The organism is Amaricoccus sp. W119 (assembly GCF_047275745.1).
Lineage (GTDB): Bacteria > Pseudomonadota > Alphaproteobacteria > Rhodobacterales > Rhodobacteraceae > Amaricoccus.
This window is the reverse complement of sequence record NZ_JBKQWU010000001.1, coordinates 256,478-276,214: the sequence shown is the minus strand read 5'-3', so window position 1 is coordinate 276,214 and position 19,737 is coordinate 256,478. Positions and strand designations below refer to the sequence as shown.

Annotated in this window: 14 protein-coding genes and 1 riboswitch; of the genes, 5 read left to right on the top strand and 9 right to left on the bottom strand. The window is 69.9% G+C overall.

Annotated features, from left to right (window positions below; genetic code table 11):
• Positions 1-43: 43 nt before the first annotated feature.
• A riboswitch (cobalamin riboswitch) is annotated at positions 44-260 on the bottom strand.
• A gap of 38 nt (positions 261-298) precedes the next feature.
• The 3 genes from cobO to ACLJK8_RS01275 all read left to right on the top strand — a co-directional run bounded on the left by cobO (position 299) and on the right by ACLJK8_RS01275 (position 3,127).
• Positions 299-946: a cob(I)yrinic acid a,c-diamide adenosyltransferase gene (gene cobO, locus ACLJK8_RS01285; protein ID WP_413148145.1), complete on the top strand. Its 648-nt coding sequence runs from the start codon at positions 299-301 to the stop codon at positions 944-946.
• A gap of 25 nt (positions 947-971) precedes the next feature.
• Positions 972-2,423 carry a cobyric acid synthase gene (locus ACLJK8_RS01280; RefSeq protein WP_413148144.1) on the top strand — a complete coding sequence of 484 codons (1,452 nt, stop codon included), beginning with the start codon at positions 972-974 and terminating at the stop codon, positions 2,421-2,423.
• A gap of 227 nt (positions 2,424-2,650) precedes the next feature.
• Positions 2,651-3,127 (top strand): hypothetical protein, encoded by a 477-nt coding sequence (locus ACLJK8_RS01275; protein ID WP_413148143.1) that lies wholly within the window; start codon positions 2,651-2,653, stop codon positions 3,125-3,127.
• Between the two features lie 66 nt (positions 3,128-3,193).
• Here ACLJK8_RS01275 and cobD read toward each other — a convergent pair whose 3' ends face one another.
• Together cobD and yecR are read right to left on the bottom strand one after the other, a co-directional pair.
• Positions 3,194-4,174 (bottom strand): threonine-phosphate decarboxylase CobD, encoded by a 981-nt coding sequence (gene cobD / locus ACLJK8_RS01270; protein WP_413148142.1) that lies wholly within the window; start codon positions 4,172-4,174, stop codon positions 3,194-3,196.
• Between the two features lie 509 nt (positions 4,175-4,683).
• Complete coding sequence (gene yecR / locus ACLJK8_RS01265; protein ID WP_413148140.1) at positions 4,684-4,995, bottom strand: YecR family lipoprotein; 312 nt, start codon at positions 4,993-4,995, stop codon at positions 4,684-4,686.
• Between the two features lie 202 nt (positions 4,996-5,197).
• Between yecR and ACLJK8_RS01260 the strand changes: the two genes are divergently transcribed.
• A complete protein-coding gene (locus ACLJK8_RS01260; protein ID WP_413148139.1) occupies positions 5,198-6,838 on the top strand; it encodes a Na+/H+ antiporter in 1,641 nt (546 codons plus the stop codon).
• An 18-nt stretch (positions 6,839-6,856) separates the two neighbouring features.
• Here ACLJK8_RS01260 and ACLJK8_RS01255 read toward each other — a convergent pair whose 3' ends face one another.
• From ACLJK8_RS01255 to ACLJK8_RS01225, 7 genes are all read right to left on the bottom strand, one after another.
• The gene (locus ACLJK8_RS01255; RefSeq protein WP_413148138.1) at positions 6,857-8,101 is read right to left on the bottom strand and encodes an AGE family epimerase/isomerase; all 1,245 of its coding nucleotides are present in this window, start codon (positions 8,099-8,101) and stop codon (positions 6,857-6,859) included.
• 73 nt (positions 8,102-8,174) lie between these two features.
• On the bottom strand, positions 8,175-9,368 hold the full coding sequence (locus tag ACLJK8_RS01250) for an osmoprotectant NAGGN system M42 family peptidase (protein ID WP_413148136.1): 1,194 nt from the start codon (positions 9,366-9,368) through the stop codon (positions 8,175-8,177).
• Entirely contained in the window at positions 9,365-11,134 is a 1,770-nt protein-coding gene (ngg, locus tag ACLJK8_RS01245) for an N-acetylglutaminylglutamine synthetase (protein WP_413148135.1), read from the bottom strand. The genes ACLJK8_RS01250 and ngg overlap by 4 nt, the downstream gene beginning before the upstream one ends.
• Positions 11,131-12,912 (bottom strand): N-acetylglutaminylglutamine amidotransferase, encoded by a 1,782-nt coding sequence (locus ACLJK8_RS01240; protein WP_413148134.1) that lies wholly within the window; start codon positions 12,910-12,912, stop codon positions 11,131-11,133. The genes ngg and ACLJK8_RS01240 overlap by 4 nt, the downstream gene beginning before the upstream one ends.
• A gap of 137 nt (positions 12,913-13,049) precedes the next feature.
• Complete coding sequence (locus ACLJK8_RS01235) at positions 13,050-15,233, bottom strand: glycoside hydrolase family 3 protein (RefSeq protein WP_413148133.1); 2,184 nt, start codon at positions 15,231-15,233, stop codon at positions 13,050-13,052.
• A gap of 87 nt (positions 15,234-15,320) precedes the next feature.
• On the bottom strand, positions 15,321-16,493 hold the full coding sequence (pobA, locus tag ACLJK8_RS01230) for a 4-hydroxybenzoate 3-monooxygenase (RefSeq protein WP_413148132.1): 1,173 nt from the start codon (positions 16,491-16,493) through the stop codon (positions 15,321-15,323).
• Between the two features lie 156 nt (positions 16,494-16,649).
• Positions 16,650-18,116 carry a SulP family inorganic anion transporter gene (locus ACLJK8_RS01225; protein WP_413148131.1) on the bottom strand — a complete coding sequence of 489 codons (1,467 nt, stop codon included), beginning with the start codon at positions 18,114-18,116 and terminating at the stop codon, positions 16,650-16,652.
• Positions 18,117-18,384: 268 nt separating this feature from the next.
• Here ACLJK8_RS01225 and ACLJK8_RS01220 point away from each other — a divergent pair, with 268 nt between their 5' ends.
• Positions 18,385-19,722: an aspartate aminotransferase family protein gene (locus tag ACLJK8_RS01220; protein WP_413148130.1), complete on the top strand. Its 1,338-nt coding sequence runs from the start codon at positions 18,385-18,387 to the stop codon at positions 19,720-19,722.
• Positions 19,723-19,737: the final 15 nt, after the last annotated feature.

Genomic DNA, 19,737 nt, shown 5'->3' with positions numbered 1-19,737 from the left:
CGCCGCGCGAGGCACCCGAGCCGGTCGCGGAACACCCCGTCCGCCCGTTTCGTCCTGCGCTGGCAGGTCTCCCGGCTCGCGGATTCCGGGCGTCTCGCCCATCGATCGCCGGCCTTCCCGACCCATCGCCGATGTGGCGGGCCAGTGGATCGGCGCTCTCTCCGGTCACGGTCGCGGGGGCGGCTGGCCTCGGGGGCGGGCCCCCTAGCACATTCCCTCTTCGCCTGTCATAGACAGGAACCAGTGCCGCCTCACCTGAGGCGAGGCCACCCCCCTTGTCAAGCAAGGAGCGCGCGAAATGAGCGAGACCGAGAGCCGCGCCGAGGCGGCGCCCGCGGACACGGGCGAGAACGCCCGCCACGCCGCGAAGATGGCGAAGATCAAAGCGGCGCGCGACCGGATGATGGCGACCAAGGAGGGTGAGAAGGGCCTTCTGATCGTCCATACCGGCCCCGGAAAAGGCAAGAGCTCGTCGGGTTTCGGCATGATCCTGCGCTGCGTCGCGCATGGCATGCCCTGCGCGGTGGTGCAGTTCATCAAGGGCGCCTGGGACACCGGCGAGCGGCGGCTCCTGACCGGGCATTTCGGTGAGCTTTGCCAGTTTCACGCGATGGGCGAAGGGTTTACCTGGGAGACGCAGGACCGCGCCCGCGACATCGCCGCCGCCCGCGCCGGCTGGGAGAAGGCGAAGGAGTTGATCCGCGATCCGGCGATCCGCATGGTGCTGCTCGACGAGATCAACATCGCCTTCCGCTACGATTATCTCGACGTGGCCGAGGTACTCGCATTCCTCGCCGAGGAGAAACCGCCGCTCACCCATGTCGTGCTGACCGGGCGGAACGCGCCGGCCGAACTCGTCGAGGCGGCCGATCTCGTGACCGAGATGACGCTGGTGAAGCACCCGTTCCGGGGCGGCATCAAGGCGCAGCCTGGGGTGGAATTCTGAGCAGCGCGAAGGCGGCGGAGCCACCATGCCCGCGCTGATGATCCAGGGCACCGGCTCGAACGTCGGCAAGTCGCTGCTCGTCGCGGGCCTCTGCCGCGCGGCGCGCGCGCGCGGGCTCAGTGTCGCGCCGTTCAAGCCGCAGAACATGTCGAACAACGCCGCCGTGACGGCGGATGGCGGCGAGATCGGCCGCGCCCAGGCGCTTCAGGCGCTGGCCAGCGGGCTCGCGCCGCGCGTCGACATGAACCCGGTGCTGCTGAAGCCCGAGACCGACATCGGCGCGCAGGTCGTGGTCCAGGGACGCCGCGTCGCCACCTGCCGGGCACGCGACTACGCGGTGCTGAAACCCTCGCTGATGGCGCCGGTGCTCGAGAGCTTCCGCCGGCTCATGGCCGAAACCGACCTCGTGATCGTCGAGGGCGCGGGCAGCCCGGCGGAGGTGAACCTCCGCGCCAACGACATCGCCAACATGGGCTTCGCCGCCGCCGCGGAGGTGCCGGTGGTGCTCGCAGGCGACATCGACCGGGGTGGGGTGATCGCGCAGATCGTCGGCACGAAGGCCGTGCTCGACCCGGAGGACGCCGCCCGCGTGCGGGGGTTCATCATCAACCGCTTCCGGGGCGACCCGAGCCTCTTCGACGACGGCTACCGGATCATCGAGGCGCGGACCGGGTGGCGCGGCTTCGGCGTGCTGCCGTATTTCGCCGAGGCCGCGCGGCTGCCGGCCGAGGATGCGCTCGACCTGCCGCGCGCCACGAACGCGGAGGGCAGGACGCGCATCGTTTGCCTCGCCCTTTCGCGGATCGCGAATTTCGACGACCTCGACCCGCTCGCCGCCGAGCCTTCGCTCTCGGTCGGCATGGTGCGTCCCGGCGAGCCCATTCCCGGCGACGCGGCGGTCGTGATCCTGCCGGGCACCAAATCGACCCGCGGCGACCTCGCCTTCCTGCGCGCGCAGGGCTGGGACATCGACCTCCTCGCGCATCACCGCCGGGGCGGCCATGTGCTCGGCATCTGCGGCGGCTACCAGATGCTCGGGCGAAACGTCGCCGATCCCGAGGGGATCGAGGGGCCGCCGGGCGAGACGCCGGGGCTCGGCCTGCTCGACGTGACGACGGTCATGGCGGGCGACAAGACGCTCCGCGAGGTCCGCGGGCGGCATGTGGCGACCGGCCGGCCCATCCGGGGCTACGAGATCCACATCGGCCGGACCGAAGGGCCGGACCGCGCCCGCCCCTTCGCCAGCGTCGAGGGCGAGGGGCCTGAGGGCGCGACCTCGGCCGATGGGCGGGTCAGCGGCAGTTACCTGCACGGGATGTTCGCCGATGACGCTTTCCGCGCCGCCTGGCTCGAAGGATTGGGCGTGACGCCGGGGGGGCAGGGTTACGGGGCAGGTATCGAGCGCACGCTCGACGCGCTCGCCGCCCATGTCGAACGTCACCTCGATGTCGACGGGCTCCTGTCGTTGGCGCGTTGAGGGCGCCGCGAGGCGTGTTGCAACTATAGGTTGATCTCGCGCATCCCGGTACGCCACGGATACTGTCTGGTTCCGTTTCGTTCTGGGCGATTTAGTGACAGCTTTGCCACGCATCGGCGTTTTATTAACCTTTCACACCCCCGCGACCTCGCAATTCGACGGTCCCCGCGGCAGACTTCGGGCAAGGCGTGGCTCGCGCCAGCGTTGAGTATTTGTGAGGTTGTACGATGAAGTGGCTTGCATTGCTGGCATTTCTTGCCAGCGCGCCGGCGGGATTCGCCGGAACGGTGACGTCTCTTTCGGATTTCACGCCGGATCTCTCGGCTGTGCGCGACCTGAAACGGGATGGTCCCTATGCGAGCGAATGGAAAGCACCCGCGCTGGGCGGGAACCACGTCGACCACGAGGGCCGGAGCGCCGGCAGCTACGACGACGGCGGCAAGGGCATGGTCCGCTTCGCGGTGAAGGCGGGCGCCGATGGCAAGGCCAAGGTATCGTTCCAGGATGTCGGCGATACCAAGAATTTCAAGAAGTTCACCGTCAACGGTCAGAAGATCGACATCCCCGCGCCCCGCGAGAACGGATCGATCCTGAGCGTGGTGCTCGATCTGGGCCGCGCAGGCTGGCATCAGGTCGTCGCCGCGACCGAACTCAAGAGCGCGCGCGCCGGGCTGCAGGACGGTTTCTCCGTCTGCCGCCGCTGATCCGGGCGCGCCGGCACGAGGCTAGCCGCTCCGGGGCGAGCCGGCGCCAGGACGGCACACCGCCGCTCAGAGCGCGCGGAGCGCCCTGTCGAGGCGCTCCCACTCGGCCTCAGTGCCGGGCAGGCCGAGCCTGATCCAGCGGGGATGCCAGGGGAAGATCCGAGACCAGATCCGCCGCTCCGCGAGCAGCCTCCGTGCCTCCGCGGCGTCCGGCGTCGCATAGAGCCGGAAAAGCCCCGTTCCGCCTGCGAGCCCCCATCCGGCGGACCGGGCGAGCGCGTCGATTCGCTCGGTCTCCGTGCCGAGCCGGGCTCGCGTCGCCTCCGACCAGCCGTGGTCGGCGAGCGCGGCGCGGCCGATCGCGATCGCCGGCCCTGAAACCGGCCAGGGCCCGGCGATCGCCCGCAGCGCCGCGATCTCGGTCGCGGGACCGGTGACGAAGCCGAGGCGGATGCCCGCGAGTCCGTGAAACTTGCCGAACGAGCGCAGCACGAGAACGTTGGCCGCCGCGGGACGCCGCAGCAGCGACAGATCGGGGCAAGTGTCGCCGAAACTCTCGTCGACGACCAGCCGCCCGACGCTGGCAGCCAGCCGTTCGAGCGCCGCCGGCCTGTGGCTGGCGCCGTCGGGATTGTTGGGATTGGCAAGGATCGCGAGATCCGCCCCTGCGAGGTCTTCGAGCGCGGAAACCTCGGTGACGACCCACCCCGCCGTCCCGAGCGCGCCCGCGTATTCGTTGTAGGTCGGCCCCAGCACCCTGGCCTCGCCGGGCGGAGCAAGGCGCGGGATCGCCTGAATCGCGGCCTGTGCCCCCGCGAGGGCCAGCGTCTCGCTCGGTTCCGATTCGGGCACGGCCCAAGCCGCGCGGGCGACGTTCTCGAGTTCGGCGGTCTCCGCCCGCGTCGGCAACGCACGGAAAGCCGAGTCCGGCAGCGGCGGGACGGGGTAGGGGCGGCGGTTGATCCCGGTCGAGAGGTCGATCCACTCCGCCATCTCGCCGCCATGGCGGCGGATTGCCTGATCGAGATCGCCACCGTGATCGCGCATTCTCCTGCCTCCGGGCCTTCGCTCGCGCGTCCCTTAGCAGACCGGTCCGGGGGGATGAAGGACCCGCCCGGACGGTGGGCGAGGCGTGGCGGCCCTGTGCTCCGAGCGGTTCCGGCGGTTCCGTCTCCGCGTGGTCGATAGCGAGAGACACCCGGCGCCGAGGGAGCGTGAGCAAGGCGGACCCCGCGCGGACGGCTCGGGCATCGGCCGGATGCCGGGCCAGACAGGCGCGGCATCCGTCTCGCGGAAACCTGCGCCGCGGTTTCGGCCGAGACGACGACGGGCGGGCCGGAAGGGGCCGGCGCGGGGGGCTCGGTCCTCCCTGTGCCGACGGCGGCGCGCGTCCTCGGACTCATGGAACGCGCCGCCGTCCGATCCGGCGCGTTCGGCGAGACGGTTTGCGGCGATCGGAAGCACCCCTCGCGCAGGTGTCGCATCGGACGTGGAGGCCGAGCAACGAGAGCCGCGGGAGGGGAGGAAGCGAGACCTCCGCGGGCTCGCGGGAGCCGTTACTCGCCGCAGGAATAGAACCGCGTCACCGTCGCGCGGAGGCAACGGCCGCCGCGGTCATAAAGCTCGCAGGCTTCCTGATCGCCGACGAAACGCGCGGGCGGCGCGTTGCCGTCGGCGCGGCACTGGCGATCGGCGGTCCCGAGGGCGGCGCCCCAGTCGGGTGCGACCGGATTGAAGAGTGTGCGGGTCGAAGCCAGGGTGACAATCCCGTCCGAGGGATTGCCACCGCTGACCCGAGGCGTCACGACCGGGCCGGGCTGGGCGCAGCCAGCGAGACATGTGAGGCAGGCGAAGATGGCGGCGCGCATCCCGGTGGTCCCATGCGTGAGCTTCTGAACGCAGCATTGCCCGCGGCCGCGGGTTCGGGCAAGCCAAGTCTTAACAAGAGGTTAACGCGATCTCGGGCCGGTGGGTTGCGATGACGGCGCGGGCCCGATTAGATGTCCGCGCGCGCGCCTGGCGCGCACCGCGCTTCCGCTGCGCGGTCTCGCAAAGGACGGAGGGCTCGCCTTGGAGAGCATCACCATCACGCTCGTCCTGCTCCTCGCCGTCGTCGTCAGCGCGGTCGTCGCACGCGCTCTCCCCGTCGGCGTGCCCGTGCCGCTGGTGCAGATCGCGCTCGGCGCGCTGATCGCCTCGGTCGCGGATGTGGGGGTCGCGCTGGACCCGGAGATCTTCTTCCTGCTCTTCCTGCCGCCGCTCCTGTTCTACGATGGCTGGCGCATCCCGAAACAGGGGCTGTTCCACGATATCGGCACCATCCTCGAACTCGCGCTCGGGCTCGTCGTCGCGACGGTGCTCGGGATCGGATTGCTCATCCATCTGATGATCCCGTCGATGCCGCTCGGCGTCGCCTTCGCGCTCGCCGCGGTCATCTCGCCGACCGATCCGATCGCGGTGAGCTCCATCGCCTCGCGCGTGCCGATCCCGAAGCGGCTCATGCACATCCTCGAAGGTGAGTCGCTGCTCAACGACGCCTCGGGGCTGGTCTGCATGCGTTTCGCCGTGGCGGCGGTGATGACTGGCGGCTTCTCGATCGTCGGCGCGCTTGGCACCTTCGTCTGGCTCGCGCTCGGCGGTGTCGCGGTGGGCGCCGGGGTGACCTGGGCGGTAATGGCGGCGAAGGGCTGGATCAGCCGGCGGATCGGCGAGGAGACGGGGACGCAGGTCCTGATCAGCGTGCTCATTCCCTTCGCCGCCTATCTCGCGGCCGAGCATCTCGGCTGCTCCGGCATCCTCGCCGCCGTCGCGGCGGGGATCACGATGAGCTTCTTCGAACAGACCGGCCGGGCGCGCGGCGCGACGCGGATGCAGCGCGCGGCGGTCTGGGAGGCGCTCGGCTTCACGATGAACGGGGTCGTCTTCGTGCTGCTCGGCGAGCAGTTGCCGAACATCGTGCGGTCGGCGGCGGACGCGGTGCGCGAGACCGGGCATCGCGATCCTCTGTGGATCATCGTCTACGTGCTCGCGATCACCCTCGCGCTCGGGGTAACGCGCTATCTCTGGGCCTGGGTGTCGCTGCAGTTCACGATCTATCGCGCGGGGCGACGCGGCGAGCAGTTCCGCCGGCCGAGCCGACGGCTTCTCGCGGCGATGGCCTTCGCGGGCGCGCGCGGGGCGATCACGCTCGCGGGCGTGCTGACGCTGCCGCTCGCGCTCCCGGACGGCTCGCCGTTTCCGGCGCGCGATCTTGCGATCTGCCTCGCCGCGGGGGTGATCATCGTGTCGCTCGTCGCGGCGAGCATCGCGCTGCCCCGGCTTCTCCATGGGCTCGACCTCCCGCCCGAGCCCTCGCGCCGGCGCGAGGAGGATCTGGCGCGGGTCGCCGCGGCGCAGGCGGCGATCCGGGCGATCGAGCAAGCGCAGCACGAACTCGCCGAGGGCCGCCGCGACGCCGATCTCTACGCGGAGGCCGGCACCCGGCTGATGGAAGTCTACCGGGCGCGCATCGATGGGCGGACCAAGACCGGGGTCGAGGCCGACAATGCGCTCAAGACCGAGGAGATCATCCGCGACCTGCGCCTCGCCGCGATCCGGGCGGAGCGCGACGAGCTTTACCGGCTCGGCCGGACGCGCCGCCTCTCCGACGAGATGGTGCGCGATCTGGTGCGCGAGATCGACCTGATCGAGGCGCGCGACGCGAGGGCCTGAGGACTCGACCCCGAGGCCTCAGGGCTCGACGGTGGCGATGACCCGCGTCAGGCTGCCGGTCGCGGGATAGAGCGGGATCAGGCAGGCCTGTACCGCGTGATAGATGTCGCCCTTGCCCGGGAAGATCGTGAAGGAGGGCGTCAGCTCCTCGGTCAGTTCCTCGTGCCAGCCGCCGTGCTCGCGGTCGAGGAAGGCGCGGTCGATCAGGCCCCAGAGCCGGCGATAGGCGGCTTCATGCGCGGGATCGGGCACATGGGCGTTCAGGAAATGCGCGGCCCCGATGCCCTCGCAGACCGGCCACCAGAGCTTCTCCCTCCGCAACGGCCGGTCCTGCCAGTCGAGGGTGTAGAAGATGCCCCCGCGGGTCTCGTCCCAGCCGAGCGCCAGCGCCCGTTCGAAGAGCGCCGCCGCGGCCTCCGGCATCCAGTCGTGCCGCCCTCCGCCGAGGCACCAGAGCTGGAGCAGCAGCCGCGCCCATTCGAGCGCGTGGCCGGGCGTGGTGCCGGAGGGGCGGAACATCTCGTTGCCGCGGTAGGCGCGATCGACGACCCAGCCCTCGGTGAAATGCTCCGGCACGCGCCACCCGGCCTCGGCGGCGGCGCGGTGGATGATGCGCTCGGCGATGCTCTCCGCGCGGTCGAGGTAGATATGCTCGCCCGTCGCCTCGAAGGCGGCCATCAGCGCCTCGGTCAGGTGCATGTTGGAGTTCTGGCCGCGATAGCCGGGCACGGGGGTCCAGTCGGGGCCGAATTCCTCCGCGATGACGCCGTTCTCGGTCTCCCAGAACCGGCGGTCGATGATCTCGGACACGTCGTCGAGCATCGGCCGCGCGAGCGGGTGGCCGATCGTGAGCGCCGAGGCGGCGGCGAGCAGGACGAAGGCATGGCCGTAGCCCTGTTTCGCCGCGTCGGCCGGGCCATCGTCATCGATCGACCAGACGTAGCCGCCGTGAGCGCGGTCGCGGTACCGCTCCCAGAGGGTTCGCGTCGCGTGATCGACGATCTCGGGCGCGCCGGGGCGGCCGAGGAGGGCGGCGATGGCGAAGCAATGCCCCGTCCGGGCCGTCAGATGGATCGGCCGGACCGGGTTCGGGTCCATGCGCGGCGCGCCGGCCGCGTCCAGCTCGTAGAAGCCGCCACGCGGGTTCAGCGCGCGGCTTCCGAAGAGGTCGAAAAGCTCGTCCGCCCGCGCGGCGAGCCAGGCGCGGTGCGCGGGGCGGCCGCTCCAGTTGCCGAGCGCGGCGTCGGGACTGTCATCGTTCACGGGCGGGCCCCCCCTGATTCCTGGCCAAGGTACGCCCAAGTCCTGCCACGGTCTCCGCGCCAAGGCGAGAGGTTCAGTCTTCCTCGGACGGCGCGGGCTGGAATTCGGGGCTGAGCGTCTGGACGGCGGGCAGGGTCGGCTGCTTCGGGAAGCCCGCCAGCCCGCTGACCGGCCGGGTGTCGCGCGGATTGCCGATGCCGCTGAGCGCGAAGGCGGTGAGCAGTTCGGAGCAGGAGCGGAGCGCGTGCATGTGGATGCGCTCGTAGCCGTGGCTCGCATCGACGCCGAAGGTGATGAGCGCGGTGCGCACATCCGCCCCCGCCTCGACCGCGCTGGCGCTGTCGGAACGGTAGTGGCGGAACACGTCCTTGCGGCGGCGGATGTCGAGCGCGTCGCACAATTCGACCAGCCGCCGGGTCAGGTGGAAGTCGAACGGCCCCGTCATGTCGGCCATGGCGATGGTCACGCCGAATTCGGAGGAATTCTGCCCGGGGGCCGTCGTGCCGTTGTCGACCGCGACCATCTCGGCGATGTCGGGCAAGAGGATCGAGGCCGCGCCATGTCCCACTTCCTCGGCGATGGTGAAGAGCCAGTAGGTATCGACGGGCGGCGGCTGCTGCGACTCCTTGATCGCCTTCATCGCCGCCATCATGATCGCGCAGCCTGCCTTGTTGTCGAGATGGCGCGAGACGATGAAGCCGTTGTCGAGGAATTCGGGCTGCGGATCGATCGCGACGATATCGCCCACGTCGATGCCGAGCCGCTCCAGATCCTCCTCGGAGGAGGAATAGGCATCGACCCGGAGCTCGATATAGTCCCAGCCCACAGGCAAGGTGTCGACATCGTCGCCGAAGGTATGGCCCGAGGCGCGGAGCGGCAGGATGGTGCCGCGATAGGCGCCCTTCTCGGAGAAGACGATCGTGCGCGCCCCCTCGGCGAAACGCGCCGACCAGCTGCCGATCGGCACCAGTTCCAGCCGTCCGTTCGGCTTCAGAGCCTTCACCTGGGCACCGAGCGTGTCGACATGGCCGACGACGGCGCGCGAGCCATTGGCGGAGAGGCCGCGCAGATGCGCCCGGATCGCGCCCCGCCGCGTCAGGTCATAGCCGACGCCGAGCTTCTCGAGTTCGCCGCAGAGATGGCGCACGGCATTGTCGGTATATCCGGTGGGGCTCGGGATCGTCAGCAGGCTGTCGAGCTGCTCGCGCAGATAGGCGATGTCGATCTCGAGCCGGGCGCTCGTGCGCGGGGTTTCGGGCTTGTTCATCGTGTCATTCTCCGCTGTGCCGCTCTCGCCGATGTCGGCATGGATAGCGGAAACAGAAGATCGACGAAACGTTCGGCTGTCGGCTGGGGTTCGTGATTGGCGAGGCCGGGGCGTTCATTGGCCTCGACGAAGATGTATTCCCCGCCGCGCGGGCTTTTCACCATCAGATCGATGCCGGTGACGGGAATGTCGATCGCGCGCGCCGCCGCGATCGCGGCGTCGATGAGCGCCGGATGCGTCTCGCCCGTCACGTCGTGGATCGTGCCGCCGGTATGGAGATTGGCCGTCCGGCGCACCGTGATCTCGGCGCCCGCGGACGGGACCTCCTCGAAGCCGAGGCCGGCGGCGGTGAGGCAGCGTTCGGTCTCGGCGTCGAGCGGGATGCGGCTCTCGCCGCCGGTCGCGGCGGCCCGGCGGCGGCTCTGTCGCTCGATGAGCTCGCGCGCCGTCGAGCGGCCGTCGCCGACGATGCGCGGCGGGCGGCGGATCGCGGCGGCGACGACGCGGAAGTCGATCACCACGAGCCGCAGATCCTCGCCCTCGAAGAAGGATTCGAGCAGCACGTCCTCGCAGACCTCCCGCGCCGCCGTCACCGCCCGCTCCAGTTCCTCGGGCGTGGTGAGGTCGACGGCGATGCCGCGGCCCTGTTCGCCGCGCGCGGGCTTCACGACGAGCGAGCCGTGTTCGGCGAGGAAGGCCGCGCGCTCCTCCGCGGCGCCATTGGTCATCTGCGCCGGTACCGTGACCCCCGCCGCCTCGACCACGCGGCGCGTGGCGCGCTTGTCGTCGCAGATCGACATCGCGACGGCGGTGGTGAATTCGGAGAGCGACTCGCGGCAGCGCACCGAGCGCCCGCCATAGGTGAGCTGGAAGAACCCGCCTTCGGGATCGAGCAGTTCGACATGGATGCCCCGCCGGCGGGCCTCGTCGACGATGATCCGCGCATAGGGGTTCAGCCGCTCGCTCTCGGTCGCGGGACCGGCGAAGAGCTTCTCGTTGATCGGGTTCTTGCGCTTGACCGCGAAGACCGGCACGCGGCGGAAGCCGAGCTTCTTGTAGAGCGCGATGGCCTGTTCGTTGTCATGCAGGACCGAGAGATCCATGTAACTCGCGCCGCGGGCGGCGAAGTGCTCGGCGAGCCGGCGCACCAGGGCCTCGCCGAGTCCGGGATGCGGTGCCTGCGGCGAGACGGCGAGGCACCAGAGCGAGGAGCCGCGGTCGGGGTCGTCGAAGGCGCGGCCGTGATGCACCCCCATGACCGAGCCGAGCACGTCGCCGGTCTCCGCGTCCTCCGCCACCAGCACGGTCAGCGCACGGTCATCGCGCCTGGTCCAGAAGAAATCGGGTGGAACCGGCACCATGCCCCGCGCGCCATAGATGACGTTGACCGCCTCGGCGTCCTTGAGCGTCGACAGCCGGCGGATGAAGAAGCCCCGCGCCTTCTGATGCTGGGGCCGGTAGGTGCCGAGATCGAGCCGGAAGGTATGCGACGGGTCGAGAAAGAGCTCCTGCGGCGCGAGCGCCAGCAGCACGTGCGGATCGCGCACGTAGAAGGCGATATCGCGCCGGTCCGGACGCTCCGCCCGCAGGACCTCGGCCAGCTTCTCCGCGCTCTCGAAGGTATTGGCGAAGACGAGCCTTCCCCAGCCGCAATCGATGCTGGCATCGCGGTCCTGGCTCTTCTCGGACGGGAGCGACGGCCGGATCCGGTCGCGGCGCAGTCGGTGCTGCGAGGTCGCGCGTCGCCGCCGCTCGCTTTCTCTCACGCCGCGATCCCCTGCTTCTGCAGCCACATCTCGAGCAGCGCCGCCTGCCAGAGTTCGGAACCGCGCAGCTTGGTGATATGCGCGGTCGGATTGGCGAAGAGCGCGTCGAGCCATTCACCCCGGAACAGCCCCCGTTCCTTCGCCACGGGCGCGGTCAGCGCGTCGCGGACCATCTCGAGATAGGGGCCGTCGATATACTTGAGCGCCGGAACAGGGAAATAGCCCTTCGGCCGGTCGATCACCTCGGAGGGCACCACCTGGCGGGCGACTTCCTTCAGAATGCCCTTGCCGCCCTGCGCGAGCTTCAGTTCCGCCGGCACGCGGGCGGCGAGTTCGACCAGTTCGTGATCGAGGAACGGCACCCGTGCCTCGAGCCCCCAGGCCATCGTCATGTTGTCGACCCGCTTCACCGGATCGTCGACCAGCATCACATTCGTGTCGAGCCTGAGCGCCTTCTCGACCGGCGCGTCGGCGCCCGGCAGGCCGAAATGCGCCCGCACGAATTCGAGGCTCTCGTCGCGGTCGGCGTGGTAATCGGGTGAAAGCTGGTTCGCCAGGACGCCATGCGGGCGATCGAAGAAGGCTTCGGAATAATCCGTCAGCGGATCGTTCGAGCGCGCCAGCGCCTGATACCAGTTGTACCCGGCGAAGACCTCGTCCGCGCCCTGTCCGGACTGAACCACCTTGATCGTCTTCGCGACCTCGCGGGAGAGCAGGTAGAAGCCGATGTTGTCGTAGCTCACCATCGGCTCCGACATCGCCGCGATCGCGTCCGGCAGATGGGTCCGCATCTCCTCGGAGGGGATGAAGATCTTGTGGTGGTTGGTGTCGTAGCGCTGGGCGATCAGGTCGGAATAGACGAATTCGTCACCCTTCTCGCCATGGGCCTCCTCGAAGCCGATCGAATAGGTCGCGAGGTCGCGCTGGCCTTCCTCGGCGAGCAGGCCGACGATGAGCGAGGAATCGACCCCGCCCGAGAGCAGCACGCCGACCGGAACATCGGCCACCATGCGCCGCCGGACCGCGACGCGGAGCGAGTCGAGAACCCGGTCGCGCCAGTCCTCCGGCGAGAGCGCGAGTTCCTCGGGCGTGCGTTCGAACCGGGGCGTCCAGTAGACCACGTCGCTCGTCCGGCCGTCCGGTTCGACGGTGCGGATCGTCGCCGGCGGAAGTTTGCGCACGCCGTTCAGAATGGTGCGCGGCGCCGGAACGACGGCGTGCCAGCTCATGTAATGATGCAGTGCCACGCGGTCGATCGAGGTATCGACGCCGCCCGCGGCGAGAATCGCCGGCAGCGTGGAGGCGAAGCGCAACGTGTTCCCGACCTGGGCGGTATAGAGCGGCTTGATCCCGAAGCGGTCGCGCACGAGGAAGAGGCGTCCGCTCGCGCGGTCGTGCAGCGCGAAGGCGAACATGCCGAGCAGCCGGTCGACCGCCGACGGGCCCCATTCCGCCCAGGCCTTCAGGATCACCTCGGTGTCGCCCTGCGAGGCGAAGACGTGGCCTTTCCCCTGAAGTTCGGCACGCAACTCCTTGTAGTTGTATATACAACCGTTGAAGGCGATGGTGAGGCCGAGGGCGGTGTCCTCGAACGGCTGGGCGGATGCCTCGCTGAGGTCGATGATCTTCAGCCGCCTGTGTCCGAAGGCCACGCGGCCGCGCAGGACGACGCCGAAACCATCCGGTCCGCGCGGTGCCATGCACTGAGCCATCGCCTCGATCCGGCTCGCCGACGCCAGCGCGCCGTCAAAGGTTATTTCGCCGCAGAGTCCGCACATGCGCTGCCCGTCCGATCCAGTATTTTTCGCTTGACGGCTCCGAGTCTAGGCCATCGGCCCCCGCGCTGCAACCAAGGCGGCCCGCCGTCGGGTCGTGAACCCGTCCCGGCCGCGCCGGTTCCGCGCGGGAACGGCGTCTAGCGGCCGTAGTCGAGGCCGAAGCCGAACGGATAGAGCGTGTCTTCCCCGGGATAGCCGGGCAGGTCGGGATCGTTCGCGATCACCGCGTCGAGGTTCGAGGCGAGCGCGAACGGCAGGCCGCCGACCGGATCGAAGGCGCCGGAGAGAACCGCCACCAGCGCCGCGTCGCTCACTTCGAAATTCGCGATCAGCCCGGCCGCGTCGCGCAACCCGCTCTCGGAGTCGAGAACGTAGGGCGCGCGGAAATTGATCACGAGCACCGATTTCTGCGGAGAAGCTTCCGCCAGCACCTCGCGGATCGTCGCGAGCGGCGGCGTGATCTCCCAGGAGGCCGCCTCCGCCATCGCCGAGAAGGAGATGTCGTCGATCTCCCAGGGCAGCGCGCCGCCAAAGATCAGGCCGACGTCATCGACGCATCTCGGGTTCTGATCCGGCCACATCTCGCAGGGGTCCTCGGCTCCCCAGACCTTGCCGGTATCCGGGTTGAGCCGGTCCGGGTCGGCCCCGTATGCCGGGGACCGGCTGCGGTAGTCCCGGGTATTCGCGTTGCCCACCGTCACCCGGATGACCGCCGCGTCGTGATCCGCCGCGCCCGGCCGCGCGCCATCGGCCGCGGGATTGCCGTCCGTCACCTGATAGCCCGCCTCGGCGAGGGCGTCGGGGGCCATGCCGATGGCATAGACCCGGCCGCCCGCCGCGAGCGGCAGGATGCCGTTCTCGTTCCGCAAGAGCACCAGCGATTGCTTCTGGACCTCCTGACCTTTGGCGCGGTGCTCGGCATCGCCGATGATCTCCGCGGCGGCGGCGGGATCAACGTAGGGGTCCTCGAAGAGCCCGAGGTCGAACTGCTCCGTCAGCAGCCGCCCGACCGCCTCGTCGAGCCGTTCCTCCGAGATCGATCCGGTGTCGAGCAGCCCGGTGACGAGCGCGACATCGTGGAAACCGGAGAGCACGTCCACGCCTGCGTTGACGGCCGTCGCGAAGCGCTCGGCCGGCGCGCGGTCCTCCAGCCCCCAGCCGCGGTCGAGAATGATGCCGGTATCTGAATTGACATAGCCGCCGAAGCCGAGGTCCTCGCGCAGGAACCCGTCGATCATCTCGCGGGAGAAGGACATGCCGAGCTGTTCGAAGGGCTCGCCTTCCCAGGCCGCGTCGATCGGAACGCCGTAATAGGGCATGATCGACGCGACGCCCGCGTCGATCGCCGCCCTGAAAGGCGCCACATGGTCGGCGAAGGCGCCGCCCGGATAGACCTGGTTCTTGCCGAAGGAGTAATGCGGGTCACGCCCGCCCTGCTGCGGTCCGCCGCCAGGAAAATGTTTCATGGTAAGCGCCACGGCGCTCTCCGGGCCGAGCGCCGGGCCCTGAAGGCCTTCGACGATCGCGGTCGCGATCCGGGCGGTGACCTCGGAATTCTCGCCGAAGGTCTCGTCGACGCGGTACCAGCGCGGTTCGGTCGCGAGATCGGCCATGTAGCCGTACATCCCCCGGATGCCGAGCGCGCGCCATTCCCGGCCCATCACCTCGGTCAGCTTCTCGACTGGCGCCGTGCCGCCGGTGCCGATGACCGCCGCGGCGATGCCGGGCTCCTTCGGGAACTCGGTCATGGCGCCGGCGCCGCCCGAGATGCCGAACCGCGGGTTGGTGTTGTAATGGTTCCGCGCGTTGCTCTTGAAGATCACCGGGATGCCGAGCGGCTGGGCCTCGGCCAGTTCCTGGACCGCGTTGGTGAATTCCGCCATCCGGGCCGGGGAGACATCGAAGCCGCCGCGGCCCGGCTCCCCCTCGCAGGCCGACGGGTTTCCGGTGACCGTGTTGCGCAGGATGAACCGGGTCATGCGCTGCGACTGGATGTAGTCGCGCGCGGTCGTGTCCTCGGTGCCGCCCTCGCAGCCGGCGTTGAGCGTGTCGATCAGCAGCATGCCGGCCTTCTCGACCCGGCTCATCCGGGGCAGGAGATCGGCGACGCGCTCCCCGGTCGCGCGCCGCCAGTCCTCGTAGGGGTCGAGCGCGCCATCGCCGTCGGCGTCCCGGAAACTCAGGCCCGCCTCGGTGACGGTGCCCTTTCCCCGGCTCTCGATCCCGGGCTGCGCCTGCGCCAGCGCGGCCGAACTCAGCCCGGACCATGCGAGCGCCGACGCGAGCGCTCCCGATTTCACCGCAATGACCGACGCGCGCATCTCATTTCCTCCCCGGGACCGTCCTGGTCGCGTCGATAAACGCTCGCCGCGGCCGGAAGTTTCGCGTCACCGGCCGGGGCGCGCGCCTCAGTAGGGCAGGCCGACGTAGTTCTCCGCGAGCGCGGTGCGCGCGGCGATGGAGGAGAGGGTGTAGTCGAGTTCGGTGTCGTGGATGCGGCGGCCAAAAGCGTCGTCCTCGGCGAAGGTGTGCAGCATCGTCGTCATCCACCAGGAGAACCGCTCCGCCTTCCAGATCCGCGCCAGCGCGCGTTCGGAATAGGCCGAGAGCCCGGCGGAGGATTCCTCGACATAATGCTCGCGCAACCCGTCGAAGAGATAGCGGATGTCGGAGGCGGCGAGGTTCAGGCCCTTGGCGCCGGTCGGCGGCACGATATGCGCGGCATCGCCGGCGAGGAAGAGCCGGCCAAACCGCATCGGCTCGGCGACGAAGGAGCGCAAGGGGGCGATCGACTTCTCGAAGGAGGGGCCCGTCACCACCGCCTCGGCGACCTCGTCGGGCAGGCGGCGGCGGAGCTCGTCCCAGAAGGCCTCGTCCGACCAGTTCTCGGCGTCGTCGGTCAGCGGCACCTGGATGTAGTAGCGGCTGAGCACATCGGAGCGCATCGAGCAGAGCGAGAAGCCGCGCGGGTGCTTGCCGTAGACGAGTTCGTCGCGGACCGGCGGCACCTCGGCGAGCAGGCCGAGCCAGCCGAAGGGATAGACCCGCTCGAAGGTCTGCATCGCGCGCGGCGGCACCGCCTTGCGGGAAGGCCCGTGAAAGCCGTCGCAGCCGACGATGAAATCGGCGTCGATCCGGTGTCCCTGGCCGTCCTTCTCGTAGGAGACCCAGGGGTGCTCGGTCCCGAAGTCGCGCGGCGCCACGTGCTCGGCGTTGTAGATCGTGCGCGCGCCATCGGCCTCGCGCTTGTCCATCAGGTCGCGCGTCACCTCGGTCTGGCCGTAGATCGTGACCTGCTTGCCGCCGGTCAGGCCCTTGAGGTCGATGTGGTGCAAAGCGCCGTTGAGCGCGATGTCGAACCCGTCATGCGGCAGTCCCTCGGCGTCGAGCCGCTCGGCCGCGCCTGCCTCGCGCATCATCTCGACCATGCCCTGTTCGAGCACGCCGGCGCGGACCCGCCCGAGGATATACTCGCGGTCCACGCGGTCGAGAATGACATTGTCGATCCCCGCCAGCGTCAGGAGCCGGCCGAGAAGCAGCCCCGACGGGCCGGAGCCGATGATGGCAACCTGAGTACGCATTGTGATCTCCCTCGCAGTCGTTTTCCGTCCTGGCACAGCGCCCGCCGGTCCGCGCCTGGAATCGGGGCGCGGTCGCATGTTTTCCCGCGCGAAGGGAGCCACGAAATCGCGACGCCCGGAATGATCAACGCGGCCATTGATGCGCCGAAGGCGACCTCAGAGCGCGCCGGTCAGCCGGGAATAGAAGCTCGAGCTCCTGCGGTCGAGACCGATCAGCGTGACCTGCGTGCCATGGGCGTTGAAGCGTTCGATGATCGAGTCGAGCGAAGCCACGCTCGACGCGTCCCAGATCTGCGATTGCGTCAGGTCGATCGAGACGCGCTCGGGGTCCTCGGCATAGGCGAAGTGCTCGTAGAGGTCGTTGCTGCTGCCGAAGAAGAGCGGGCCCCGGACGATGTAGCGCACCTGCCCGTCCGGACCCGCCTCGCGCTCGACGCTGATCACATGGGCGAGGCGGCGGGCGAAGAGCACCATGGCGAGCAGGACGCCGCAGCCGACCCCGATCGCGAGATTGCCCGTCGCGACCGTGAGCGCGACCGTCGAGAGCATGACCGCCGTTTCCGGCAGCGGCATCCGGCGCAGCGTTCTCGGCGCGACGCTGTGCCAGTTCACGGTGCGGATCGCGACGATCATCATGACCGCCGCAAGCGAGACGATCGGGATGGCGCCCATCACCTCCGCGAGCACGGTGACGAGCAGCAGCATCGCGACCCCCGCGACGGCGGTCGAGAGGCGCGCGCGGGCCTGGCCGATCTTCACGTTGACGATGGTCTGGCCGATCATCGCGCAGCCGGCGATGCCGCCCCAGAGACCGGCGAGAATGTTGGCGATGCCGAGCGCCCAGGACTCCCGGCGCTTGTTCGAGCGCGTGTCGGTGATCTCGTCGACGAGCTTCGCGGTCAGGAGCGTCTCCAGAAGTCCCACGAAGGCGACGGAGAGCGCGGATGGCCAGACGATGTGGAAGGTGTCGAGGTTGAGCGGCACCAGAAGTTCGCTCAGCCCCGGCAGCCCGGCCATCGAGCCATCGCCTCCCACGCTCGGCACGCCGAGCCCGGCGGGGACCGCGATCGCGGTGACCGCGACGATGGCGATGAGCGGCGCGGGAACGGCGGTCGTCAGCGAGGGCGCCGCCAGCACGATGGCGACGGTGAGCGCGAAGAGCGCGTAGACCGGCCAGCCGCCATGGATCACATGCGGCACCTGCGCCGCGAAGATCAGGATGCCGAGCGCGTTGACGAAGCCGATCATGACCGAGCGCGGGATGAAGCGCATGAGCCGCGACAGGCCGGCGAGGCCGAAGGCGATCTGGATCGCCCCGGCGAGGAGCACGGTCGGCAGGATGTAGCCCGCGCCATGTGCCTGCACCATCGGGCCGACGACGAGCGCGATCGACCCCGCCGCCGCCGTCACCATCGCGGGGCGGCCGCCGAGCGCCGACATCACGAGGCAGAGCACGATGGAGGAGACGAGCGCCGAGGTCGGATCGACGCCGGAGATGAAGGAGAAGGAGATCACCTCCGGCACGAGTGCCAGCGCGGTGACGATCCCGGCGAGCGTTTCGCGGAGCAGGAAGCGGGGGCTCCAGGCCGGAAGCGGGGCGGGAAGGCCGAGGGCGGTACTCATCGAGCGATACCTCGCACAGGTTACTTGGTACATGGCCGCGCGCGGCCGCGTGGCCTTCGGAACAGGAGACCCCGCCCGCTTCGGCGGGACAGATGGTGGAAAGGCCGAGGCCGGGAAGCATCGCGTCCCGCGGCACGGCGGCTCCTTCCCACAGGTCGGCCCCCCGTGTCAAAGAACGTGTCAAAGAACGTGTCAAAGAATCGGTGACCGTCGGTAAACGCCCGGTCGGGGCGCGCGTGCCCGGACAGGGATGCATGGAGGAGCCGCGATGCCGTCCCATGTCTTCGGCCGCGCGACCGGGAAAATGCCGCGCATGGCGGTCGGGGGCGAGGGCGTCTACCTGATCGACGCCGAAGGCAGGCGCTATCTCGATGCCTCGGGCGGCGCGGCGGTGTCCTCGCTCGGCCATTCGGACGCCGGGGTCCGGGCGGCGCTGCATCGTCAGCTCGACCGGCTCGCCTTCGCCCATACCGGCTTCTTCACCTCCGAACCCGCCGAGGCGCTCGCCGACCGGCTGGTCGCCGCGGCGCCCGAGGGGATCGAGCGGGTCTGGCTGATCTCGGGCGGGTCGGAGGCGGTCGAATCGGCGCTGAAGCTCGCGCGGCAGCATTTCGTGGAACTGGGCCAGCCGGAACGCCGGCGGGTCATCGCGCGGCGCCAGAGCTATCACGGCAATACGCTCGGCGCGCTCGCGGCGGGCGGCAACCTCTGGCGCCGCGAACCCTTCGCGCCGCTGCTCGTCGAGACCAGCCATGTCGCACCCTGCTACGCCTACCGCGAGCAGGCCGAGGGCGAGAGCCTCGAAGCCTACGGGCTGCGCGCGGCCAACGCGCTCGCCGGGGAGATCGAGCGGCTCGGGCCCGAATCGGTCATGGCCTTCATCTGCGAGCCGGTCGTGGGCGCGACGGCGGGGGCGGTACCGGCCGTGCCCGGCTATCTGCGGCGGGTCCGCGAGATCTGCGACCGTTACGGGGTGCTGCTCATCTTCGACGAGGTGATGTGCGGCATGGGCCGGACCGGCCACCTCTTCGCCTGCGCCGAGGATGGCGTGGCCCCCGACATGATCGCGATCGCCAAGGGGCTCGGCGCCGGTTATCAGCCGATCGGGGCGCTTCTGGTCTCGGGCAAGATCTACGAGGCGATCGCGGCGGGCTCCGGCGCCTTCCAGCATGGCCATACCTACATGGGCCACGCGTTGGCGGCGGCGGCGGCCTGCGCGGTCCTGGCGGCGATCGAGGAGCGCGGGCTGCTCGCCCGGGTCCGCGACCAGGGCGCGCGGCTCGACGCGGCGCTGCGCGCGGCGCTCGGGCAGCATCCGCGCGTGGGCGACATCCGGGGGCGGGGGCTCTTCCGGGGCATCGAACTCGTCGCGGACCGCGGGAGCAAGGCGCCGTTCGACCCGGCTCTCGGGTTGCATCGCCGGATCAAGGCGCGCGCCTTCGAGGATGGACTCATCTGTTACCCGATGGGCGGCACGGTCGATGGTGTCCGGGGCGACCATATCCTGCTCGCGCCTCCGTTCATCATCTCGGACGCCGAGATCGGCGAACTGGTGGAGAAACTCGCGCGCGCGATCGACGCGGCCCTCGCCGATCTCGCGATGTGAGGCGGGCGCGTCGCC

Coding starts and splice junctions, on each gene's coding strand:
- ACLJK8_RS01240 (WP_413148134.1), bottom strand. CDS start 12,912: ATGTGCGGACTCTGCGGCGAAATAACCTTTGACGGCGCGCTGGCGTCG.
- cobO (WP_413148145.1), top strand. CDS start 299: ATGAGCGAGACCGAGAGCCGCGCCGAGGCGGCGCCCGCGGACACGGGC.
- ACLJK8_RS01275 (WP_413148143.1), top strand. CDS start 2,651: ATGAAGTGGCTTGCATTGCTGGCATTTCTTGCCAGCGCGCCGGCGGGA.
- cobD (WP_413148142.1), bottom strand. CDS start 4,174: ATGCGCGATCACGGTGGCGATCTCGATCAGGCAATCCGCCGCCATGGC.
- ACLJK8_RS01250 (WP_413148136.1), bottom strand. CDS start 9,368: ATGAACAAGCCCGAAACCCCGCGCACGAGCGCCCGGCTCGAGATCGAC.
- pobA (WP_413148132.1), bottom strand. CDS start 16,493: ATGCGTACTCAGGTTGCCATCATCGGCTCCGGCCCGTCGGGGCTGCTT.
- ACLJK8_RS01220 (WP_413148130.1), top strand. CDS start 18,385: ATGCCGTCCCATGTCTTCGGCCGCGCGACCGGGAAAATGCCGCGCATG.
- ACLJK8_RS01235 (WP_413148133.1), bottom strand. CDS start 15,233: ATGCGCGCGTCGGTCATTGCGGTGAAATCGGGAGCGCTCGCGTCGGCG.
- ACLJK8_RS01225 (WP_413148131.1), bottom strand. CDS start 18,116: ATGAGTACCGCCCTCGGCCTTCCCGCCCCGCTTCCGGCCTGGAGCCCC.
- ACLJK8_RS01280 (WP_413148144.1), top strand. CDS start 972: ATGCCCGCGCTGATGATCCAGGGCACCGGCTCGAACGTCGGCAAGTCG.
- yecR (WP_413148140.1), bottom strand. CDS start 4,995: ATGCGCGCCGCCATCTTCGCCTGCCTCACATGTCTCGCTGGCTGCGCC.